Origin of the sequence: Chryseolinea serpens (genome assembly GCF_900129725.1) — a bacterium.
Lineage (GTDB): Bacteria > Bacteroidota > Bacteroidia > Cytophagales > Cyclobacteriaceae > Chryseolinea > Chryseolinea serpens.
Window position 1 is genome coordinate 2,639,927 of sequence record NZ_FQWQ01000001.1, and the last position, 23,146, is coordinate 2,663,072.

Annotated in this window: 21 protein-coding genes; 10 read left to right on the forward strand and 11 right to left on the reverse strand. The window is 51.4% G+C overall.

Annotation, left to right across the window (positions count from 1 at the left end; translation table 11 throughout):
- Positions 1-54 precede the first annotated feature (54 nt).
- Positions 55-834 carry an XRE family transcriptional regulator gene (locus BUB30_RS10540; RefSeq protein WP_245804062.1) on the reverse strand — a complete coding sequence of 260 codons (780 nt, stop codon included), beginning with the start codon at positions 832-834 and terminating at the stop codon, positions 55-57.
- 498 nt (positions 835-1,332) lie between these two features.
- Between BUB30_RS10540 and dinB the strand changes: the two genes are divergently transcribed.
- From dinB to BUB30_RS10565, 5 genes are all read left to right on the forward strand, one after another.
- A complete protein-coding gene (dinB, locus tag BUB30_RS10545; protein ID WP_073133432.1) occupies positions 1,333-2,526 on the forward strand; it encodes a DNA polymerase IV in 1,194 nt (397 codons plus the stop codon).
- Between the two features lie 32 nt (positions 2,527-2,558).
- The gene (locus tag BUB30_RS10550) at positions 2,559-3,095 is read left to right on the forward strand and encodes a 2'-5' RNA ligase family protein (protein WP_073133434.1); all 537 of its coding nucleotides are present in this window, start codon (positions 2,559-2,561) and stop codon (positions 3,093-3,095) included.
- A gap of 520 nt (positions 3,096-3,615) precedes the next feature.
- Positions 3,616-5,772, forward strand: a complete 2,157-nt coding sequence (recQ, locus tag BUB30_RS10555) for a DNA helicase RecQ (RefSeq protein WP_073133436.1) — start codon at positions 3,616-3,618, stop codon at positions 5,770-5,772.
- A gap of 24 nt (positions 5,773-5,796) precedes the next feature.
- Complete coding sequence (locus BUB30_RS10560) at positions 5,797-8,871, forward strand: DNA polymerase III subunit alpha (RefSeq protein WP_073133437.1); 3,075 nt, start codon at positions 5,797-5,799, stop codon at positions 8,869-8,871.
- A 6-nt stretch (positions 8,872-8,877) separates the two neighbouring features.
- Positions 8,878-9,396 carry a M23 family metallopeptidase gene (locus BUB30_RS10565; RefSeq protein WP_073133438.1) on the forward strand — a complete coding sequence of 173 codons (519 nt, stop codon included), beginning with the start codon at positions 8,878-8,880 and terminating at the stop codon, positions 9,394-9,396.
- 158 nt (positions 9,397-9,554) lie between these two features.
- Here the strand turns inward: BUB30_RS10565 and BUB30_RS10570 are convergent, their stop codons facing one another.
- From BUB30_RS10570 to BUB30_RS10610, 9 genes are all read right to left on the reverse strand, one after another.
- Complete coding sequence (locus BUB30_RS10570) at positions 9,555-10,040, reverse strand: hypothetical protein (RefSeq protein ID WP_143164851.1); 486 nt, start codon at positions 10,038-10,040, stop codon at positions 9,555-9,557.
- 281 nt (positions 10,041-10,321) lie between these two features.
- On the reverse strand, positions 10,322-11,128 hold the full coding sequence (locus BUB30_RS10575; protein ID WP_073133442.1) for an ABC transporter permease: 807 nt from the start codon (positions 11,126-11,128) through the stop codon (positions 10,322-10,324).
- 6 nt (positions 11,129-11,134) lie between these two features.
- Positions 11,135-12,025, reverse strand: coding sequence for an ABC transporter ATP-binding protein (locus BUB30_RS10580; RefSeq protein ID WP_073133444.1), 891 nt, complete (start codon positions 12,023-12,025; stop codon positions 11,135-11,137).
- Positions 12,026-12,079: 54 nt separating this feature from the next.
- Positions 12,080-12,595, reverse strand: a complete 516-nt coding sequence (locus tag BUB30_RS10585) for a DUF4252 domain-containing protein (RefSeq protein ID WP_073133446.1) — start codon at positions 12,593-12,595, stop codon at positions 12,080-12,082.
- Between the two features lie 11 nt (positions 12,596-12,606).
- On the reverse strand, positions 12,607-13,092 hold the full coding sequence (locus BUB30_RS10590; protein ID WP_073133448.1) for a DUF4252 domain-containing protein: 486 nt from the start codon (positions 13,090-13,092) through the stop codon (positions 12,607-12,609).
- Between the two features lie 87 nt (positions 13,093-13,179).
- Complete coding sequence (locus BUB30_RS10595) at positions 13,180-13,728, reverse strand: DUF4252 domain-containing protein (protein ID WP_073133450.1); 549 nt, start codon at positions 13,726-13,728, stop codon at positions 13,180-13,182.
- A gap of 93 nt (positions 13,729-13,821) precedes the next feature.
- The gene (locus BUB30_RS10600; protein WP_073133452.1) at positions 13,822-14,322 is read right to left on the reverse strand and encodes a hypothetical protein; all 501 of its coding nucleotides are present in this window, start codon (positions 14,320-14,322) and stop codon (positions 13,822-13,824) included.
- On the reverse strand, positions 14,312-14,824 hold the full coding sequence (locus tag BUB30_RS10605; RefSeq protein ID WP_073133454.1) for an RNA polymerase sigma factor: 513 nt from the start codon (positions 14,822-14,824) through the stop codon (positions 14,312-14,314). Before BUB30_RS10605 ends, BUB30_RS10600 begins: the two co-directional genes overlap by 11 nt.
- Before the next feature lie 117 nt (positions 14,825-14,941).
- Positions 14,942-17,683 (reverse strand): vWA domain-containing protein, encoded by a 2,742-nt coding sequence (locus BUB30_RS10610; RefSeq protein ID WP_073133456.1) that lies wholly within the window; start codon positions 17,681-17,683, stop codon positions 14,942-14,944.
- Between the two features lie 193 nt (positions 17,684-17,876).
- On the opposite strand from BUB30_RS10610, the gene BUB30_RS10615 reads away from it, so the two are divergent.
- Together BUB30_RS10615 and ygiD are read left to right on the forward strand one after the other, a co-directional pair.
- A complete protein-coding gene (locus BUB30_RS10615) occupies positions 17,877-18,404 on the forward strand; it encodes a YceI family protein (RefSeq protein ID WP_073133458.1) in 528 nt (175 codons plus the stop codon).
- 176 nt (positions 18,405-18,580) lie between these two features.
- Complete coding sequence (gene ygiD / locus BUB30_RS10620; protein ID WP_073133460.1) at positions 18,581-19,405, forward strand: 4,5-DOPA-extradiol-dioxygenase; 825 nt, start codon at positions 18,581-18,583, stop codon at positions 19,403-19,405.
- A gap of 9 nt (positions 19,406-19,414) precedes the next feature.
- On the opposite strand, the gene BUB30_RS10625 is transcribed toward ygiD, so the two are convergent.
- On the reverse strand, positions 19,415-19,936 hold the full coding sequence (locus BUB30_RS10625) for a 5' nucleotidase, NT5C type (protein ID WP_073133461.1): 522 nt from the start codon (positions 19,934-19,936) through the stop codon (positions 19,415-19,417).
- A gap of 25 nt (positions 19,937-19,961) precedes the next feature.
- On the opposite strand from BUB30_RS10625, the gene BUB30_RS10630 reads away from it, so the two are divergent.
- From BUB30_RS10630 to BUB30_RS10640, 3 genes are all read left to right on the forward strand, one after another.
- Entirely contained in the window at positions 19,962-21,968 is a 2,007-nt protein-coding gene (locus BUB30_RS10630) for a glycoside hydrolase family 97 protein (RefSeq protein ID WP_073133463.1), read from the forward strand.
- The gene (locus tag BUB30_RS10635; protein WP_084138014.1) at positions 21,952-22,362 is read left to right on the forward strand and encodes a putative signal transducing protein; all 411 of its coding nucleotides are present in this window, start codon (positions 21,952-21,954) and stop codon (positions 22,360-22,362) included. The genes BUB30_RS10630 and BUB30_RS10635 overlap by 17 nt, the downstream gene beginning before the upstream one ends.
- Before the next feature lie 66 nt (positions 22,363-22,428).
- Complete coding sequence (locus tag BUB30_RS10640) at positions 22,429-22,938, forward strand: SLOG cluster 4 domain-containing protein (RefSeq protein ID WP_073133467.1); 510 nt, start codon at positions 22,429-22,431, stop codon at positions 22,936-22,938.
- Positions 22,939-23,146 lie beyond the last annotated feature (208 nt).

Below are 23,146 nucleotides of genomic sequence, written 5' to 3' on the forward strand. Positions count from 1 at the left end.
TACTGTACCCCTACACGTGTTAAATCAGGCAAAACTTACATGGCGTGCGTGCGCTTACTTCTTTTTTAATTTCTGCAATTCGGCCTGCAATTGCAGCACGGTGTGGGCCAGGTGTTCGGTAGAGACGGCGTTGGCGTTTTGCGGGTCGGGAAACTGGTTGGTAAAGAACGCTTTGGCTTGCCAGATCTCAAGCACTTCGGCAGCGTCGACGGAATAGGGTTCGTATTGGCGATTATCGGATACCAACAGCAATTTGCCCTCCTCTGCGGTGAAGTTAAAAACGCGTTTGAAGACGATGCCGTCTTGTTTGGTGACCAGGATGTAGAGCTTGCCGTTCTTTATGGCCGCAACATCTTCCATATATTCTCCAAAAATTACACTGCCCGGTTGCACGGGCAGCATGGAGTCGCCCTGGATCTCGAAGGCGCGATAGGTTCTGTTGCGCGGAAGCATGGGCACGCTGATCTTTGGGAGGTCTTTTACAAACTCCACATCCTGGTAGCCCGCCAGGTAGCCAGCCGATGCTTTTTGCGATACCAGGTCGACGTTCTCTTTATTATTGCTGTCCACCGTGATGGCCAGGATGTCTTTTCCTTTGGTGGGGCTGGCAGCCTTGCGTTCTTTTTCCGACAGACGGCTTAGGTCCTGGCGCACGAGGGCGTCGAGGTTCACGTTGAAGATCTTGGTGATGTCGAGCAGGGAGGCCAATGGCGGGGTGGATCGCTCTTCTTCGTAGGCGCCGATGGCGGCTTGCTTGAGGCCCAGTTTTTCGGCCAGTTGTTTTTGCGTCATCCCGGTTTGGGTGCGCAGAAATTTCAGGTTCTTATTGATCATAGCCATAGTTGTAAAAATACGAGGTAAGTGTTTACGAAAAACAAAGGCTGAGCACAATGGACGTCGGTATTTTCTTACGATCGCCAAAGCCCGGTGCGCAGAACAGTTTTAGCATCGCGTCGCCGGTCAAGCACACGCTTGCCAACACCCTTTGGTCACCCTGGACTAAACCCTCCGCCGTATAGCGGAAAGGTTTAGGCGCACAGAGTAGCCAACTTTGCAATCTTTTCTGATCTCCGGTACAGTCTCTTCGTCTATAGTCCTCCTCTCATCACATTCCGTTTTCTCCGCTCCTATAGTTCATACCGTCTGCACTTCTGCTCAACATGTTTAATCCTATTCAAAATACATCATACTGTAAAAAGACCCTGTCCCACCTCTCGCCTATTTGGCGCAGAGGTTGGGATGGGAGTTGCTATGGCATTAACAACAGTACAAAACTAAAAAAATTAGTTTAAAAGCAAAACATTTTACTAATATTTTTAGTTATTTAGCGTCATGGAGCGGAACATAATTCACCTGGATCTGGACGCGTTTTTTGTGGCGGTAGAGCGTAGAAACAACAAAGCGCTGGTGGGCCGGCCTCTTATTATAGGAGGTAGCAGCCGCCGGGGCGTGGTGGCAGCCTGCAGCTATGAAACGCGGCAATTCGGGGTGCATTCGGCCATGCCCATGTACCTGGCCCTGCAGCTCTGCCCCGATGCCAAGGTGATCTCGGGCGACATGGAGTCGTACAGCCAATGTTCGCACGAGGTGACGGAGATCATCGCCGAGGCGGCTCCCATGTTCGAGAAGTCGTCGATCGATGAGTTCTATATAGATGCCAGCGGCATGGACCGTTACTTCGGGGCTTTTCAGTGGGCGCTGGAGTTGCAGAAAAAGATCAATAAAGAATCTGGCCTGCCCATTTCGCTGGCCATGTCGCGGAACAAGCTGGTGTCGAAAGTGGCCACGGGCGAGTTTAAGCCGGAGGCCAAACACAATGTTGCCGCCGGCACAGAGCAGGCGTTTCTATCACCGCTGGCCGTGGAGAAGATCCCGATGATCGGTAAGCAGACCGCTTCTTTTTTGTATGACATGGGCGTGCGCACCGTGGCCACGTTGCGTGAAATGCCGCTGAAGTTTCTCATGAGTGCCTTTGGCAAGAATGGTCTCAGCCTCTGGAACAAGGCCCATGGCGTGGACGAGTCGCCCGTGGTGCCCTATGCTGAACAAAAGTCGATTTCCACGGAATGCACGTTTGAAGAAGACACCATCGACGTGAAACGCCTGCAATCCATTTTGATCGCCATGGTGGAGAAGGTGGCCTTCCAACTGCGCGAGCAAAAGAAACTGGCGTCGTGTGTGACGGTGAAGATCCGCTATTCCAACTTCGACACGGAAACAAAACAAATTCACATTCCCTATACATCGTCGGACCACATCCTGCTGAACACCGTGACCGAATTGTTCAAGCGACTCTACAACCGGCGGATGTTGATCCGGTTGGTGGGTGTGCGGCTGAGCAGCCTCGTGCACGGCAGTCACCAGATCAGTCTTTTTGACGACACGGCCGAAAGCATCAACCTGTATGAGGCCATCGACTTTATCAAGCACAAACACGGTGTGGAGAAACTAATCCGCGCGACGACGCTGGGCGTGAACCGCCGCGTGCGGATGGAGATGAATATGTTCAAAGGGAATCTGAAGTGAGTCAAGTGTAACAAATGAAAAAATTATAGGCTATGAAAACATCCATCGCAACCACAAAATCACCCGTTCAGGAATTGTTCTTTATTATTTCGCCGCCACCACACATTCTCAGCGACGTATTTGTGCTGAAGGACGACGTGCATTACCTCATCGGTCACGAGTTCTCTGACCGGTATTCGACTGCGCATATTTCATTGTTCAAATACCAGGACGAGCACGTGAACGACATTATCCGGCATGTGGAAGTGAAGGTGGCCAACATCAAGCCGTTCAACATCTTTATCAAGGACCTGAGTGTGTTTTACCACGGATCGGAGCGCACCATTGTTTTGGATATTGTCAATAAGTATCCCGTGCGGGATATTTTTGAAAAATTAATCAAGGAGGATGCGAACTATACGCCGCACATCACCGTGGCGAAAAAACTTTCGGCAGAAGATTTTCTGAAAGCGTGGCCGTATCTGAAGGATCTGCCCTATAGCCAGCATTTTCTTTGCGACCGCATTACGGTGCTGGCCCGCGCTGAGAACCGCTGGATTCACTACCGCGATATTTTGTTAGGCGAGTAAACCGTTGGCGGTTATGTGTGCGAGTATGTGGTCCTATGAAGAGCCTCCTCGCCCGGTGGGATCGTCCCGGCCAGGGATAGAAGTGGAAAGCCCGATCCCGACAATTGTCGGGGGCGGTTGGATCGAGCGATGGCCGGACTTGGAACCGATAGCCCGCCCGAACGTATCGTGGGAATACTCAATAGAGAGTCATTCGCACATTCGGTACGGGCGGGCCCACCCCGAGGTACGAGGGAGCCGCCACATACTTTTGAATCTGTTCCCGACCATGCTACCAGGCGCCATCCCTCGACGGAAGGCTGGTGAGGCGTTGGTCCACAGGAAGAAAAATAAGCGGCCGTTGTGCGGCGCGGTGATGTTGTTTGTGACGTTGTTTGCCACCCTCGTTGTGGGAAAAAATACCACATCCTCGTTTGTGCCTCGGCCGCTTTATTTTTTGGAGGCGAATAGCCGATCTTATCCGGATAATATAGCATGGAAGACGTTGTGTTCTTATCTTTATATTCATAACGTTGTTGTCATGTCGCCTTTAGAAATTCTTCGGACCCGGTTCGGGTATTCTTCCTTTCGTTTGGAACAGGAAGCCATCATTCAGTCTGTGCTTCAGCGGAAAGACACCTTTGTGTTGATGCCCACGGGCGGCGGCAAGTCGCTGTGCTACCAGGTGCCGGCGTTGTTGCTCGATGGCCTTACCGTTGTGATCTCGCCGCTCATTGCGCTGATGAAGGACCAGGTGGATGCCTTGCGGCTGAACGGTGTGCAGGCGGCCTATCTCAATTCCACGCAAAGCGGCGCGGAGCAGGACGCGATCATCAGCAAAGTGTTGTCAAAAGAAATGAAGCTGTTGTACCTGGCGCCCGAAAGCTCGTTTTTCCGGCGTCTCAGCTCATTCAACGTGAGCCTGGTGGCCGTTGACGAGGCACATTGTATCTCGCATTGGGGTCACGATTTCCGCCCGGAATATTTGCTGCTGAACCAACTGAAACAAACGCTCCCCAACGTGCCCGTGATCGCCCTGACGGCCACGGCCGACAAGGTGACGCAAAGAGACATCATCGAAAAACTGGCGCTGCGCAACCCCGCCGTGTTTGTGTCGAGCTTTAACCGGGCCAACATCCGTTATACGGTGGAGCCGAAAAAACGGAGCTTTGAAAAACTGCTGGGCTTTTTAGAAACCCGGAAAGAAGAATCGGGCATTATCTACTGCCTGTCGCGCGTGGCAACGGATAGCCTGGCGGCCGACCTGGCAAAAGAAGGTTTTAACGTACTCCCCTATCACGCCGGGATGGAAAAAGAGCAGCGCGCGCGACACCAGGAAATGTTTTTGCGCGACGACGTGAAGATCATGGTGGCCACCATCGCCTTTGGCATGGGCATCGACAAATCGAACGTGCGCTATGTGGTGCACATGGACCTTCCCAAAAATATCGAGAGCTACTACCAGGAAACCGGACGCGCTGGACGCGACGGGTTGGAGAGTGAGGCCTTGCTCTATTACACCTATGCAGATGTGAGCAAGATGAAAAAGTTTGTGGAGATCGAAGGCAACGCCGAACAAACCCGCATCTACCTGAAAAAGCTCGACCAGATGGCAGCCTATGGCGACCTGGTGACGTGCCGCCGCCAATACCTGTTAAACTATTTTGACGAACCCGCGCCCAGCTATTGCGGCAACTGCGACATCTGTCTCACGCAGGTAGAGCGCGAAGAGGGCACGGTGCAGGCGCAGAAGGTGCTGTCGGCCGTGACGCGTTTGCAGGAGCGGTTTGGCACCAACTATGTGATCGACGTTTTGCGCGGCTCGAATTCCGCAAAGATCATGGACGACCACCGGGCGCTGAAAACCTTTGGCGTAGGTGCCGACACCAGCAAAGAAGAATGGGTCAGCATTATCCGCGACTTGCTGGCACAGGGCTACCTCGCCAAATCGGATGGCACGTACCCGGTATTGAAACTGACACCGAAAAGCGCCGCCGTATTGCGTGGTGCCGAGCGCGTGATGCTGGTGCGCTCGAAAGAGAAATTGCCCGCGCCGATGATGCAGGTCGCTGAAGAATCCGCCGAATACGAGGCACCGCTGTTTATGATCCTGAAGAAAGTGCGCACAACGCTAGCGCAGGAAGAAAATGTGCCGCCCTACGTGGTGCTTTCGGATGCGTCGTTGCGCGAGCTGGCCACGTATCTGCCGCTGGATCGGGCGTCGATGCGAAACATCTCGGGCTTTGGCGAGTTGAAAGTGGAGCGCTATGGACCTGCCTTTGAAGATGCCATTGTGCGGTACTGCGAGGAGAACAGTTTGGCTACGCGCATGCATCTGAAATCCCCGAAGCGCACCAGCAGCGGGCGAAGGGAGAGACCGGAGCGGCCGCAACGGGAAAATGAAACCAAACAACAAACCCTCGACTTGTTCAAGGCCGGTCATTTGGCCGCGGACATCGCAGCGTTGCGCAACTTGAGTGTGGGCACCGTGGAAAACCACCTGGCCTTCTATGTTCAATATGGAAAGCTTCCGGTGGAAGAGCTTGTGCGACCGGCAAAGATCCCAACCATTCAGCTCGCCATCGAGCAGGTGGGTGGGAAAATGCTGGCGCCGATCAAAGAAAAATTGGGCCCCGGTTTCACGTATGGTGAGATCAAGGCGGTGATGGCGTACATGGAATTCAAGGCCACATCCTAGTTTATTAATCCGCATCAAGAAAGCATGTACCTCAATTGTCACACCGGTTTCAGTTTCAAATACGGCACGCTACCGGTGGAGGACCTGTTTGAGGAGGCCATACGGTGTGGCGTCCACAAGTTGGTGATGACGGAAATAAACAATACCGCGTCTTACATCGAGATGTTGCGTTTGTGTCAGGAGCGTTCGCCACGACGGGGACCGAAAACGGCTACCGGCAAGCGGACCCACGCGCTGGAGATCGTGGTGGGGGTTGAATTTAGAAATGGCAACGATCTGCTGTATATCGCCATCGCAAAAAATAACGCCGGGTTTGAAGAGATCACACGCTTCTTGTCGCGCTACAACCGCGAGGCCAAACCATTTCCCGAACGGGCCCCGGACTTTGACAACGTTTTTATCATCTATCCTTTCCAAAAGGTGGCGCCCGAACAACTCCGCGGTCATGAATACATCGGCGTGCGAAAACATGAGTTGAACCAGTTTGCTGTGTATGCAGCCTATGCCGGGTATGAATCTAAGTTTGTAGTCCTTCACCCCGTCACTTTTGCAAACAAGACGGATTATAATATTCACCGCTTGCTGCGGGCCATCAACGACAACACGTTACTGAGCAAGTTTCCCAAACATTTGCTGGCGCACGAAGAAGAGATCATGATGCCGGAGGAAGTGCTGGGTTACGCCTTCAAGCGATATCCCGAAGTGGTAAAAAACACCGAGGGCCTGCTGGCGCGATGCCATTTGGACTTTACGCTCAAGGAAGATAAAAACAAAAAACATGTTTACGGGTCGCCGGAAGAAGACTGGCGCATCCTGGAAACGGAAACCTGGAAAGGGTTTGCCTTGCGTTATGGCCACTATAGCAAGCCAGAGGAATTAGAGGAACTGACCGAGCGCGTGAACCGGGAGCTGCGGATCATTCGCCATAAAAACTTTTGCTCGTATTATCTCGTCACGTACCGCCTCATCGTCTTTGCAAAACAAAAAGGGTACGACTTTGTCGGGCGTGGCAGCGGGGCCAACAGCGTGGTCGCCTATTGTTTGGGCATTACGAACGTGGACCCCATCGACCTGAACCTTTATTTCGAGCGCTTCCTCAACGAAGAGCGCACCTCCCCTCCCGACTTTGACATCGACTTCGCCTGGGACAACCGCGACGACATCTATCGCTACATTTTTGACACCTACGGCACGGATCACGTTTGCCTGCTGGGCACACACACCACCTATAAGTATCGCTCCATCTTGCGTGAGCTGGGAAAAGTGTTCGGCTTGCCCAAAGAAGAGATCGATGCCCTGGTGGAAGAGCCTCAACATTTCAAAAGTCGCGACCAGATCACCGAACTTATTTTTAAATATGCCAGCTATATCGTGAAGAAGGGGTTGCCGGCCAACATCTCCATTCATGCTGGCGGCGTGCTCATCACCGAAAAACCGATCTACGCCTATACGGCCACGGAACTTCCGCCCAAAGGCTATCCTGTATCGCATTTTGAAATGCACAACGCCGAGGACCTGGGCATCTACAAATTTGATATCCTGAGCCAGCGCGGGCTGGGGCACTTGAAAGAGACCGTGAAACACGTGAAGCGCAATCGCGGGATTGACGTGGACATTCATCGCTTCCATGTGTTCAAGGAAGACGAGAAAGTGAAGGACCTGCTGCGCAACAGCAAGGCCATGGGTTGTTTTTACGTGGAGTCGCCGGCCATGCGCATGCTATTGGAAAAGCTGCGGTGTTCGGACTATCTCACGCTGGTGGCGGCCAGCTCCATCATCCGGCCGGGCGTGGCCAGTTCAGGAATGATGCGGGCGTATATCGAACGCTTTCACCTGACGCAAAACGGCGGCACATACGAATCCATTCATCCAAAGATGGACGAGTTGATGGCTGAGACCTATGGCGTGATGGTCTACCAGGAGGACGTGATCAAAGTGGCCCATCATTTTGCGGGCCTCACGTTGACCGAAGCGGACGTGCTGCGGCGGGGCATGTCGGGGAAATACCGTTCGCGGGAAGAGTTTCAGCGCGTGCGCGAACGGTTTTTTGAGAACTGCCGCGAGCGTGGCTATGCACAGCATGTGACCGACCGCGTGTGGTTCGAGATCGAAAGTTTCTCGGGCTATTCATTTGCCAAGGGACACTCGGCCAGCTACGCGGTGGAGAGCTATCAAAGTCTTTATCTAAAAGCACACTACCCGTTGGAATTTATGGTAGGGGTGATCAATAATTTTGGCGGATTCTATCGCACGGAATTCTATTTTCATGAGGCGCGGATGAATGGCGCCGAGATCGAAGCCCCCTGTGTGAACCGGAGCGAATACCTGACGACGATCTATGACACCTCCATCTTCATCGGCTTTGTCCATTTGAAGAGCCTCGAGTCCAAGATCGCAAAGGAAATTCCGGAGGAAAGGTTACGGGGAGGTGAATATAAAAGCCTGGACAATTTCCTGCGACGCATAGCGCTGGGGCTGGAGCAAATCCGGATCCTGATCCGCTTGGGTTCCTTTCGTTTTACTGGCAAAAGCAAACAGCGGTTGTTGTGGGAAGCGATGTTGTATTTTGGCAACGTCAAACAGCGCAACAAGACCACGGTAGACTTGTTCGACACGGAGCCCAAAGATTACCCGTTGCCCGTGTTGCAACGAAATTCGTTGGAAGATGCATTTGATGAGATCGAGTTGCTGGGGTTTCCGTTGTGTAATCCGTTTTTGCTTGTCGCCTCGCCGGAGCGTGGCGATACGTTGGCGCGCGATCTGAAAAACAAGAAAAACAAACAAGTCCATATTGTCGGCTACGTGGTGACCACGAAAGATGCCAGCACGATGAAAACGCAGCAGTCGATGTTCTTCGGGACATTCTTTGACGAGCGCGGCGAAGTTTTTGATACGGTGCATTTTCCGGATAGCGCGCGTAAGTTTCCCTTCCGGGGGCGTGGGTTTTATTCGATCAAAGGCAAAGTGACCGAGGATTTTGGCGTGTACGCTGTGGAAGTCGCGTGGATGGATAAGCTGCCGATTGTGAACAAACGGGCGGAAGAGTTTATGCGGGAGAGTTTCGTGACGGAGGGAAATTCGTATTCGCGCACCTCATAAGATCTTATGAAATATTCGAAAAAGAAATTATTCAGCGTTGCCCTCACGGTGATCATCGTTCTGGGATTCTTGTTACCCCAGCAAATTATGAACCCCGTGTCGGGCGCGGATCGCAAGAGTTATCACCCCAAGTCGTTTTGGTATTATCCCTGGGGAAAGTCGGGCACACACAAAGGCGTCGACATTTTTGCAAAGGAGGGCACGGCTGTGGGTTCAGCAACGGGGGGATGGGTGATCTACACGGGAGAGCTTAAGATGGGTGGGAATGTCGTTTTGGTTCTTGGACCGAAATGGCGGTTGCATTACTATGCACATCTTCAACGGATAGACGCAAACATTTTTTCATGGGCGCGTCAGGCTGAGCAAATAGGAACCGTTGGGACAACCGGCAATGCGAAAGGGAAGCCTGCGCATTTGCATTACTCCATAGTTACATTGATTCCCTATCCTTGGAGAATTGACTCTGCGCCGCAGGGTTGGAAGAAAATGTTTTACTTGAATCCGATAGAGTTCTTGAACCCCTAGCCCCGTTCGGGGTTGAAGCGACGTTATATTAATAACCCCGGGTTTGCGCCCGGGGCTATTATTCGGAAAGTCTTTCAGACTTCAAGTCTACACTTTCGCGCGACTAATTTCCGTCAGCCTTCCCGATTCTGACTTGTTTGTGAATCCTTGGGGGTTGGTTATTTTAATAGCGGGACGCGGCCGATGGTGCCGTTGAAGTCGCCGGTGCTGGTGGTGTGCAGGTTTGTTACCGTGTAGAGTTTGTTTTCTTCGGTGCGGGGTTGGATGGAAACATCACTGTCGGTAAGATCCAACGTTTCACCATTGAACATCGCCACGATGATTTGGTTTTCCGTGGTGGTGCCGGGGAAATGATAGTTATAGTCCGCCGTCTTTTTTGTTATGGTCAATTGCAGTTGATCGCCGCTCTGAAAAGCATAGGTCAATAAGTAGACGTCATCCTTCACATGTTGCAGGTTGGCGGCTTTGGCGATGTAGGTGATCTTCGCGCCATCGTTCTGCTTGTCAACGGAGCCTATGGCAAAACCTGACGCCGCTTCATCTGAAAAATCAATACCCCACATCGGCGATTCCCTGTCTTCTCCTTCAGTACATGCAAAGAGTAATACGGAAACACTCAATAAAAGCAATAGTCTTGTTTTCATAGTCGTTTCTGTTTGATGTAGTTCAAAGAGAGGTATTTTGAATCAAACAGAGAAGCCCATCTCGCCATGTATCCATGGCGTTCGCTTATTGTAACCGTGTGAAACTACCCGGCTACGCGTGCAAATTTCCCAATTTTGTAAAGGAAACCCCCAATCAACTTTGATGCCGATCATTCACCGGCGAAAGTCTTCGGCTTGTCGACAGGGCTTAGATGGCCAGTAATTGCGGGGTTGGGCGTTTTTGAAATGTTGCGGTACGCCGTATTTGGCGACGAATGGTTTTACAAATCCGAGCGTTTCAACTTCAGGTAGCTGAAATAGTTAAAGGCGACCATCCAGGCAAATGCAACCGCAACTGACAAGGGATCAACATAGTCTTGGATCTCCTGGAACGCATATCGATATAACGGCATCTTTATCAGCGCGCTGATGGATTCCATCGGAAAAAACGGAATAATCCAGGGCATATAGTCATCGATATTGGTCTTGATGATGAATTCCAGCAAATAAGAAAGCAACAACAAGATGATGGTAAGTCCCGAACGTTGCACCAATATGCCCAGCATCAACGCATAGGAAAGGTAGGAGAAAACCTCCAGCAAGTAGGCGGGATAAAATTCAAGATCGGTAAACACATAGTTCCAATTGATCTCGGGCGAGTAGATAAAACCCGTGACCAAGGCGATGAGAAAGATGAGCACGACGCTGAGCAAGCTCAACAAAAAGTTGGTCAAGATTTTCGTCAACAAAAACTCCCACCGGCTCAGACCGTCGATCACGTTTTGACGCAGCGTGCGATACGTATATTCATTCGTGATCGAGATCACCGTCATGATGCCCAGCAGCACTTTGAAAAATCCGCTCCACCATACCAGGTTCAACCACACATCGGGAAAATGATACAGCGGTATTCGATCGATGTTGATCTTTTGTCCGAAGCCTTCGATGATACTGGCCAGCCATTTCAAAAACTCCATGCCACTGGCTGTGGAAAATCCGATCGTGATAAAATACAAGCCGCACACAACCCAGAAGGTTCTGTAGCTGGTGAGCTTCTTGAGATCTATTTTGAGCAGGTGTAACAGCATGATCGTTTAGTGTTCTGAAAGTATTTCCAAAAACATTTTCTCCAGGCTCTTCTTCTTCGTGACGAGGTGACTGGCCACCACGCCCTTGTCGAACAAAAAGCGGTTGAGGTCCTTGCCGTGAAATTCGTCGCGGAGCGTTACCTGGAAATATCCATTCTCGCGGTTGATCGAGGCCGTCCCCGAAAAATCCATCAGCAGTTCACTGAGGTTGGCCACGTCGGCTTGCACCTCCACGGTCTCTGCGCCCCGCCCCACATCGTCTACCGGGCCGGAATGAATGAGGTTGCCTTTTTTGAGTACGGCAAAATGTGTGCATACCTTCTGTACTTCATCCAACAAGTGACTTGCCAGGATGATGGTCTTGCCACTGGCAGCGATCTTTTTTGTGAGCTCGCGAATTTCGGCGATGCCCATCGGATCGAGACCGTTAGTGGGTTCGTCCAGGATCAACACGGTGGGCTCGTTCAACAGCGCCGAAGCAATGGCGAGGCGTTGCTTCATGCCCAGGGAATATGTTTTGTACTTATCGTCTTTTCTTCCGGAGAGCTCAACCAAGTCCAACACTTTGGGAATATTGTCGGCGGGGCATTCCTTCACCATGGCGTTCAGCTCCAGATTCTTTTGCCCGCTGAGGTAGGGATAAAAGATGGGGTGTTCCAACACGGCGCCGATCTTTTTTCGAAGGGTGTGTGTCGGGGGTTCACCAAACCAGGTGAACTCTCCCGCGGTGGGGTTTGTCACCCCCATGAGCATGCCCAGTGTAGTGGTTTTGCCGCTGCCGTTGGGGCCCAGCATACCGAAGACTTGTCCTTGCTGCACTTCCAGATTGAGCTGGTTCACGGCACGGAGGCGTCCGTAGTCTTTGGTGAGTCCTTTGATGGAGAGAACTGTTTTCAAGATGACGAGATTTGATGAATAAGTCGGCGAGGTGAAAGTTGGATTACAAGAAAGTTAATCCTTTTTCGTGAAGTTCATGATCATCTTTCCAACGTCTGCACTCTCATTCACCCGCTTGAACAGCGATGTAACTTTGTCGAGGGCGATGCTGCCCACGATATCGAGCACAAAGAGATTGGTGGAGTCGTTTACCGTAACGATCATGCCTTGCGTTTTGCCGCTTTGCTCTTTGAGGAAAATATCGAAGTTCCTTCCCTGGTACCGGCTGGTCATGATCTCTTCGAACGACTCGGCCTTGTAGTTGGCAACCAGTTTTTTGTATTGCGCTGCGCCGAAGTTGGCGCTCTTCGGGACCATGAGAAATTTCATCTTCTCGATGTCCTTGATGAGGGCATCAAAATCCTTGTCGTCGTTTTGATTGAGCATGCGCAAGGTGTTATTGTAAAAGAACGCCGAGAACACCTCCTGGTTTTGCTTGTGTAGTGCTTCGGTGGTCTTGGTTTGACCATAGAGGGAGGCCACAGACAGTGTCATTGCGAAAACCAAACCGGCTACAAACTTCTGGCGCATAGGTGTAATTATTATTGGGGTTTATTAAACGAGAGCGGTCCGTTTTTTAACAACACATCAGGATCAACTTTGCCTCTGAATTCGACGAGTGTCACGACGTACGGCTCATCTATCAATACCATGTAACGGTTGTCGTGCTTTAAGGTTGACTGAATATACAGGGTAATATTTTTGCCGTGTTCCTTGGCATGGGCCAATTCTTCGAACGCGTCTTTCCTCAACTCATGTTTGAAGCCATCGACCGTCACTTTTTGTTTTTCGAATGCAGCTTTGGGCACCGTGACCAGCCGGATGTTCTTTACTTCCTTCACCGCCTTGTTAAATTCGTCTTCGGTGGCCATGCGTAGGATCATGCGGGTAAAAAATCCGTTGACACTAAAATGGTGAACGTCTTCTTCACCGATAAATTTTTCGCGGAAGGTGGTGAAGCTGGTGCTTTGCGCCAGGCTGGTGCTGATGAGAGCGGTCAGGATGATGGAGGCTATGAATGTTTTCATGGGCGTGTAGGGTTTGATCTACCTGACAGATGCATATCAAGGTCCGGCCGTTGCATCAAGCCTCGGCCGGACATTGATATTTTAGAGTCAATTCTTCTTTTCGGGTTGCTTATCCGATTTGTCGGGCTGATTCATTTTCTCCAGTTTTTCCAAGCCTTCCACGTTCATCTTTTTGCCGATGCGGGAAACTTGTTTCAAGTCTATCTCGCCGAAGAGCGTCATCACCATGAAATCTTTTGTGCCGCCCATGATCATGATCAGTTCCGAGATCTTTCCGCCCGATTCCTTGATGAGGAATTTCATGTCTTTGTCTTTGTCGCGAACCGACAGGAGTTCTTCGTAGTCCTTCATGGGGATGAGGGTGAAGGCTTCCTTGTAGAGTTCGCGGGCGTTGCGGGCATCTTCTTTGGCCAGGATGCGCAGGCCTTTCAATTTGCTGATGGCATTCAGCACTTCCTTATCTTCCGGCGTGTCTGCCTCCATGTTGGTGAAGAGGCCGAACATTTTGCTGGACACGGTCACCTGGCTGAACGATTCGTCGGCCTGGTATTTACTAAAGAATTTCGATATGGCATCCTGTGCAAATCCACCTGTCGCTACCAACATCAAAACCACTGCTGCGATTATCTTTTTCATAGTATCTTGAATTTCCTTGTTTACTGATCCTTTTAACTGCGATTGTTTTTCTTTTTTCTGCTTTCGTTTGAAGTATTGGCGCAGGGCCCTGCGCTATAGCTTCGTATCTTTCTTTTTGATTTCTTCCTGAGCTTCGTTGAACATATTTATTTTCCGGGTCTGCGTTTCGGCGGTTCCAAAACCCTTCGAGATCATGAGCAATGCCTTTTTGGTTTCTTCGAAGGCCAGCTTCGGATCATCATAGGTGTCGACCATTTCCTGGGGTGTGGTTTTGCGCACTTCGTTGCGGATGAACCAGGTGGCGGTGAGCAGGACCGTGACGCCGGCGGCGATGCGCATGGTGTTGTAAAAGAACTTCACCATTTTGCTGCGTTTTGAGGTTTGCACGGTGGTCATCACCCGGCTATCGAATGCTACGTCGTTGAGGGATTTTTTTTTGTTCTCCTCGAAGTAGCGGAACAGGGCTGCCGTTTCTTTCCAGGGTTCGGGGATGGCCTCGTGCTGGAAATACTGGCGCAGCTGTTGCTCTTCTTCGAGCGTGGTCTCGCAGTTCCAGTACTTTTGGAGCAGTGCTTCTATTTTTTTAGAGTCCATACGCGTTTATCTTCATCAATTTTTCACGCACGGCGTTCCGTGCTCTGAACAGGTTCACTTTCACCTGGTTCATGTCCAGTTCCAGGATCTCACAGATCTCGTTGTAGCTATACCCTTCCACATCGCGGAGGTGTATCACTTGGCGCTGCTTCTCGGGCAGTGCCGCTATAAATTGATTTACCCGATTCATGCTCTCCTGTATTTCGGTTGATTCATGGGGTGACAAAGTTTCCTGACGGACATCGTAGCCGGTTTCCAGGGGGTGGGTCTGTTTGCGGGCCAGGGTGCGGATGCGGTCGAGGGAGAGGTTTTTTGTGATGCGCATGCACCACGCCTCCCAATTCTGCACTTCGTTCATCTGCTCGCGACCATTCCACACCCGGATAAAGACTTCCTGCACCACGTCCTTGGCCTCTTCCTCGTTGCCTAAAAAGCGGAGGGCGAAGCGAAAAAGCTTGTTTTTTGCAGGTAATACCCGGTTTTGAAAAGCTTCGATGTTCATTCGGTCAAATTCAAATACAAGACGGTGAGGTTTGGGGGATGTTACAACGGTTTCGGAAAAACTTTTAAGACCCGCCCCACCTTGGCTAAAGCTTCGGCGGGCAAGCGCGCACAAAAGCTACTTCTTTCGCTTGGATTTGGCTTCGCGGATGAGTTTATAGTCTACGTTTTCTTTGGAGATGGATTCATAGTTGCCTTTGCCCAGGGCGGCAAAGCGTTCCAGGCTTTTGGACGCTCCCATGCCTTTCCCAAAGTTGAAAACCGAGAGAAAGATATCTTCCCTGGAAAACTTCTCGATCAGTTGGAGCGATTCCTCGCTGAGCGCGAATTCGCCATCTGTGGCCAGGATGATCCGGTTGTTGCCGCCACGGATGTAGTTGCTGTCGGCCACTTTATAGGCCAGCTTCACCCCGGCGTTCCCGTCGGTCTTGCCGGCTGATTTCAGGTCGTTGATGGCTTTTTTGATCTTCTCATCTTCCTTGAACGAGGCGCCCTCCAACAATACTTTGGGCTTGCCCGAAAAAGTGATGATGGACACCTCGTCTTCCTGGCGCATCATCGAAAGCAGGTCGAGCACCGATGCCTTTAGCAACGGGAGTTTTTCCGGTGTGTTCATGGAACCCGAGACGTCCAGCAGCAGGATCATGTTGTTGGACGCATAGCCTTCCATCGAACGCAGGTTCTCCCCCGGCGCGCCCATATAGATGGTGTCGCGCTTCTCGATGTAGATCGTGTCGTGCAGCACCTTGGTTTTGAGTGGGGCGACCTTGGTTTTGGCTGCTGCTGTATTGGTGGTGGAAGGGGGCGGAGTGGCGGGTGGATTACTTTTCCCGACTGCAACAGTACCCGCCGCAGTCGCTCCATTGGCATCGGCCGTTTTGTTTTCCGCTTTTTTCTCGCCGTGTGTCACTTCGAAAAGTTCCGGTTGCTTGACGCTGCGCAACAAGAAAATTCCTTTGGAGAGTTCGCTGAATTTGTTGAGGTCGTCGATGGCGTCGTTGTAGTGATACACCATGCCGTGATAAGGGTGTTCGGAGTTACCGCCTTTGGGTGGCGCGAACTTGGTGAGTTGTTCGCTGAGCGATTTCGAGGATTGGGGCATGTCCTCGTAGGGCGTGTATGGGCAAAGACCGTTGTTGCGTCCGTATTTCTCGATGCCTTTCATGTTGGCATATTCCTTGGCGAGCACGTCGCGCAATTGCTGGTCGATCTTGGCGGTGGTGATGTGGGCGGTGGTGTCGCCTTTGTAGCGGCCCCTGGCTTTGAACAACTGCTCGTGGTCGGCGTCGATGAGGCTTTGCAGCGCCTGGCCGGAAACGTACCACGAACTTGCGGGGTCGGCCGGCGGATAGGATTCGTAGACACCGCGCACGTCATTATACAGCTGCTCTTTCCGGGCGTCGAAAATATCGAACAGGGTTTTATTTCTGTCGAGGATGCTGAAGATGTGTTTGAGGTGATCCTTCTCATATTGTTTTTCGGAGACGTCCACTTGCATTGAGGCGCTTTGCTGGTCCATTTCTTTCAGGATGCTGAGCAACACCGCGGCCTGGTCGTTCAACAGTTTTGCAAAGTTTGCGGGGAGGGCGTCGCTTTCGGAAACCGTCTTTTGAAACAGTGACAACGGCACCTGGTAATCTTTGTAGTCATACGACAAGCCGCCGTGGCCGCTAAACGAATCGAGTGTCTCATAGTAGGCTGCGCTTGAATTTAAATTTCGCAACACCATCTGGATGTAACGCAATTGGCGTTCGCCTTCGTTTATAAAATCGATGTAGTTGTTCAGTGCATCAAACGCCGGCTTGCCGATGGCAACCTTTTGTTTTGGAGCGACAAGGTTGGTATGCTTGATGTCGTCGAACGGCTTTACACTGACGCCGTCTGATTTCGGGTCCTCGCGGATGCCAAACGCCGGCACATATTTGAAAGCCTTCAGACCGTTGTAGTCTCCCGCGGCAAAGTCCATAAACGTATTGTAGTTCGACACCAGCACACCGTTGTAGTAGTTGATCAGGTCGAGGTACACCTGGTTGCTGTGACGATCCGATTTCTTTGCTTCAAAATTATAGCCGTCCAATCCGTTGCGTTTCACTTCCAGCATGTCGCCCATCGCTTCCTGGAAAGACGGGTACATACTGGAGGCGGGATATTTCAAAGCCGGTTTGTAGGCGCTGAATATTTTGAGTTGGGCATCGGTGTCGGCAATACTCTTCTCCAGTTTGTCTACGGGCCAGCCGGAATGCACGGATTCATCCAGGTTGAAGGTCCAGGCGTCGATGAAAGACTTTTCCCGGGCGATCTGTTGGAGCATCATCAGATCCGTTTTATGATAGGGATTGGTCGCCACATAGCGATTGAGTGATCTGTACCGCTCCACAAGGCCCGAGGCGAGGTCGTTTTGCTTCTTCACATACTCTCCCACCAGGCCCTGCAATTCCCCGATGATCTGATTTGCTTTTTCAAAATTATCCTGCTTGTAGTCCTCCAACTTGTGATACGTGTCCAGTTCCTTGCATTTCGCATCGATTTTTTCGGATGCCTCGCGCAGGGCATTCAACCGGGGAAGGATGATGTTGGCATGGGTGGGTGGAATGAATTTGGTGAGATCCCGGGCTGTTTTCAGATAATAATCCTCCAATTGGATTGGGCAAACGTAGCGCGGGGCCGAGAATCTTTTTTCGCGGTGAACCTCCGGGTAATAGTTCATAATGCTTTTCACGACCGCCGTTACCTCCTCCGCCGATTGGTTGGCATAGTCCACATAAGCATTCAGGGCCTTTTGCTGGGTCTGGGTGATCACCTGCCCCACAGCCGGGGCGACCAAAAGCATTATAATAATAGAGAGAAGCGGATAGCGCATGGTCCTGGATTTAGCGGTGGGGCTGGAAAGATATAAAAAATGGCCTTGGGAGCCTAAAAACGCAGAATTCAAAAATAAATTAAAAATGTTCGAGGGTCGTGAACTTCTGAACTATACATTTGTTGTATAGACAACTGTCGCTTTGACAACATATAAACAAAAACGAATCTATTAACTCTTAAACACTTTTATTATGTCGACCTGGAAACTTGATCCCAACCACTCCGAAGTGAAATTCAAAGTGAAACACTTAGTGGTATCCACCATCTCTGGAAACTTCAACACCTTTTCTGCCACTGTGGACAGCAACAAGGAAGATTTTACCGACGCCAAAGTAACGTTCGAAGCTATTGTAGACAGCATCGATACGAAAAACGGTCAGCGCGACGGTCACTTGAAATCGGCTGATTTCTTTGACGCTGCCAACCACCCGGCGATCACCTTTGTATCGAAATCATTCAAAAAGAAATCCGGCAACAACTACGAATTGAACGGCGACCTGACCGTCCGCGGCACCACGAAAGAAGTGGCTTTGGCGGCAGAATATAACGGCACGGTGAAAGGCTTTGGCGGTAGCTTCGATGTGGCTGCCTTTGAGATCACGGGCAAGATCAACCGTAAAGAATTCGGTTTGAACTGGAGCGCGCTCACCGAAACCGGCGGCATCGTAGTAGGTGACGACGTGAAAATCGAAGTGCTGGCCGAGTTCGTGAAAGCGTAAGCAGCACATTGCCCTAAAAAAATTCACATCACACAATCTCCCCCTTCAGGGTTGAGAGGGGTTTATCGAAGGGTGGAGCTTGTTGATGTGATCGTATTTTCTCTAAAAAAACTTATCACGTTGTGAACATGAACCGAAGGGAGTTTCTTCTATCTTCCCTCACGCCTATTGCTGCTATGAATGCTTTAACGGACCTCAAAAATTTTAGCGATACCTTACCCGTTCAGGACCGGAAGATGCCGGCCCTTTTTATTGGACACGGCAGTCCGATGAACGGCATCGAAGACAATGCTTTCAGCCAACGCTGGGCGGCCATGGGAAAAGAAATCCCGACGCCGCAAGCAGTGCTCGTCATCTCGGCACACTGGCTCACGCGTGGCACGGCCATCACGGCCATGGCACAACCGCAGACCATCCACGACTTTGGTGGTTTCCCCCAAGCCTTATTCGAAGTGCAATACCCTGCACCCGGCCATCCTAAACTGGCGGAAGAGACCGCTGCCCTGATCAAGAAAACGAAAGTTCAACTGGACCACGATTGGGGTCTGGACCACGGCAGTTGGTCGGTGGTGAAGAACATGTATCCGGAGGCCAACCTACCCGTGCTGCAATTGAGCATCGATTATAACAAAAGTGCACAATACCATTATGACCTGGCCATGGAGCTTGCCGCACTGCGCAAAAAAGGCGTGCTCATCATCGGCAGTGGCAACATGGTGCACAACCTGCGCATCCTCGACTGGAACAAACCCGATGGCGGCTACGACTGGGCCGATGAAATGAACGCGACCTTCAAGCGACTGATTTTGGAGAACAATCACCAGGCGCTCATCAACTTTCAGGACCTGGGTAAGGCCGCGGCATTGTCCATTCCCACCCCGGACCATTACCTGCCTTTGCTCTACACACTGGGAGTAAAAGATAAACACGATGCCCTGTCGTTCTTTAACGACAAGACTACGATGGGGTCCATTTCCATGACCTCGGTCAAACTGGATTAAGCAACCAACCTAAAGCAACCTGTCGCCCACTTCCTTCCAGCTGTTCAACCGGTTGTACAGGTGGATGTGCATGTTGTGGGGTGCGGTGTAGATAAATTTTTCGCCGTTGAACCGTTCCAGGTTGTGGGGAAGGTCGTCGATCATATAGTCGCCGTGCACGACCGCTTTGCTGCCACAGAAAACAATTTGCTTCCAGGTGAGGAACGAGAAATGCTCGTTCAGCCACGCCAACTTTTCGGGAAGCGACTGTGGAAATTCCATCGCGGCCGAAACGATGAACAATTCATATTTCTTGTTTAGCTCGGCCATCACTTCGCGGCTGTCGACGTGGGGGGTCATGGTGCGAAAGAAGTTTTCGCGGTAGAGAAATTGTTGGATCTTTTCGTGGTGGTCGGGAAAGCCTTCCAGTTCTTCTTTGTTATTGAGGCTTTCGCGGGGCACACGCACACCAAATTCCTGTTCGTAATAGTGGAGGATCTGACCGGTGGCATCGGCAATAACATCGTCCATATCAACAATGAGTCGTTTCATCTGCAGCTTTTCATTATCTTGTTGGATGCAAAGATGTGTATTTGTGGCGTGCAGGCCAACAGGGATTTTCTTTCTCTTTATCGCGCTTTCGGCGACGGCCGTCGCTCAGAAAAATTATACGCTCACCTCTCCCGCCGGGGCCATTACGCTGACGGTGCGCGTGGCCGATTCGGTTTATTATTCCGTAGCGGTGAAAGGAGCCCCCGCAGTCACCCCCTCACCCATTGCGCTCATCACTTCACAGAAAGCATTGGGCATTAACAGCCACGTGACAAAACAAACCACGCGGCAAGTGCAAGACACCATCGTGAATGCCGTGCCCATCAAACGAAGAAACATTCCCGATCACTACCGGGAACTCACGCTTTCATTCCGTGAAAATTTTAGCCTGGTTTTCCGTGCCTACGACGACGGTGTGGCTTACCGGTTCACCACCGTCTTCAAAGATTCATTGATCGTGGAAAAAGAAATTGCCACGTTCCGTTTCCCGGGAGATGCCACGGGCTATTTGCCCCTGGTTCAAAAACGCGATAAGGTCGATATTTTCCATACCAGTTTTGAAGAACCCTACACCGTTCAACCGCTGTCACAATTCAAACGCGAGCAATTAGCTTTCAACCCGGTGTTGGTCGACGAAGGTACACGCAAGGTCGTCGTCACCGAGTCGGATCTGTTGGACTATCCGGGCATGTTTGTGCGGGGCACACAGCGCAATAGTTTGCACGGCGAATTTGCTCCCTATCCCGCTAAGGAAGAGATTCAGGATGGCGAGTTCAGACAGTGGATCGTGACGGCGCGCAAAAACTATATTGCCAAAACACAAGGCATGCGTTCATTTCCCTGGCGCATTATCGGCCTGGCCGAAAAAGACGGCGACCTGTTGCTGAACGACATGCCCTATCGCCTGGCCACGCCGGCAAAGCAAACGGACTGGTCGTGGGTGACGCCCGGGATCGGTACGGATGAGTGGATCTGCGGCGCGAATTTGCGCGGTGTGGATTTCAAAACGGGTATCAACACAGCCACGTATAAACATTACATCGATTTCGCGAGCCGGTTTGGGATGCAATATGTGATGCTGGATGCCGGCTGGTCCGACAACAACGATCTGCTCAAGATCACACCGGGTCTCGACTTGAAAGACGTCGCCGCCTATGCCAAGACAAAAAATATCCACATCATGCTGTGGACGCTGGCCATGACCCTCGACCGCCAACTTGACGAGGCCATGGCGATGTTCGAAGCACTGGATGTAAAATTGATCCTCACCGACTTCATGGATCGCGACGACCAAAAGACCGTGGCCTTCTATCAACGCATGGCCGAGGCGGCGGCGCGGCACAAGATCATGATCATGTTTCATGGCGCTTTCAAGGGCGCGGGTTTCGAGCGCACCTATCCCAACGCCATTTCGCGGGAAGCCGTGTTGGGTTCGGAATACAACATCTGGAGCGAAAAGGCAACACCGGAACACGACCTGCTCATTCCGTTTATCCGCATGGTGGGCGGGCCGATGGATTACGAGCCAGGGTTCTATAAAAATGCCAACCGGGAAACGTTCCGCCCCTTGCGCGACATGGTGATGTCGCAAGGCACGCGGTGTCACCAGTTGGCGATGTTTGTGGCCTATGACAGCCCGATGCAAATTTTCTCCGGCAATCCCTCCGACGCCTGGCCTGAGATTGCCTACACGACCTACCTTGCCTCGCTACCGACAACATGGGACGACACGGTCGTGCCCGACGCGAAGGTGGGCGACTACCTGGTGGTGGCGCGGCGAAAAGACAACGACTGGTACCTGGCGGCCATGACCGATTGGACGCCGCGAACGATAACCATCGACCTTTCGTTCTTGAACAACGGCAGTTATCGCGCGTTTACGTGTGAGGACGGCCCGAATGCCACCAAAAACAGTGAGGACTACCGCATGGGATACGCCCTGGTGGATAAGCACTCAAAACTCACCATCAACATGGCGCCCGGCGGCGGCTATGTGGTGAAGCTAATAAAATTGAATGATGCCCGACCCTGACGATATCATCGTATTTAAACAGTTCGACAGCGCCATCGACGCCAACATTGTCAAGGCGAAGCTCGATGCCTATGGCATTCCGTGCTTTCTTACCGAAGAGAACATGGCCAACCTCTACCCAGGTGCGAACAACCTGATGATCTTTAGTGTACGCCTCCATATTTTTGCAAATGACGCGGAGCGCGCCGGGCAAATCCTGGACGAAAAGAACTTGCTGGTGTACGACGGCAGCTATGCCTGCCCGCGGTGCCTTTCCAAAAATATCGTGCGTGACTTCCCGCAGCGTTACAACCTGAAAATAGGGTCGGTCTTAACCGCGCTTTTTTTTGGCGTATTCTTTCCCCACGAAAAAATCTTCCGGTGTTGCGATTGTCTCCACGAATTTGACGAATGACCCGTTGATTTTTTTGGCACTCTGGGCGCCTGCCTTTAAATTGCACTGCTTAGAATAAAGCCTCTTATGTCTCCCTCAAAAGTAATAATCGGTGTCCTGGGTCCTGGCGAGAATGCCACGCCCGACGAAAATATCATGGCCTTCGACCTGGGCAAAGCCATCGCCAAACAGGGATGGATCACCCTCACCGGCGGCCGGAGCTTTGGCATTATGGATGCCGCGCTAAAAGGCGCCACGGAAGGCGGCGGTCTCACCATTGGCATCCTGCCCGGCGAAAACGAGAAGGGTTCTTCCGATCATGCGCAAATAAAGATCGTTACCAGCATGGGCAGCGGCCGCAACTACATCAGTGTGTTGTCGTGCCATGTCATGGTGGTGTTGGGCATGGCTGCAGGCACCGCTTCGGAAGTAGCGCTGGCGTTGAAGTCGAAGAAGAAGATCATTTTGCTGAACCAGGATGAGATCACCATCCGTTTTTTCAAAAATATCGGCAGCTACAACGTGCTGGTCAGCAAAGACGTGCCGGAGACGATCCAGCATATCAAGGAATACATGGCGATGAACAAGGTGGTGTAGCGGAAGGCGTCGCGCCTTTTGTTGCAAACTTGCTTTCCAAATTCAAGCAGGACTATCCACACATCACCGGGCGGAAAGTCGCTTTCTACGCGCATGTATTTTCCAACGTCTTTGCACTAGCGGCAGGGTTGACCCAATTTTCCAGTTACTTTCTTGAGCACCCGGGTTTAAAAACTCCCGGCGTCGAAAGATCCACCGGTTCATTCTC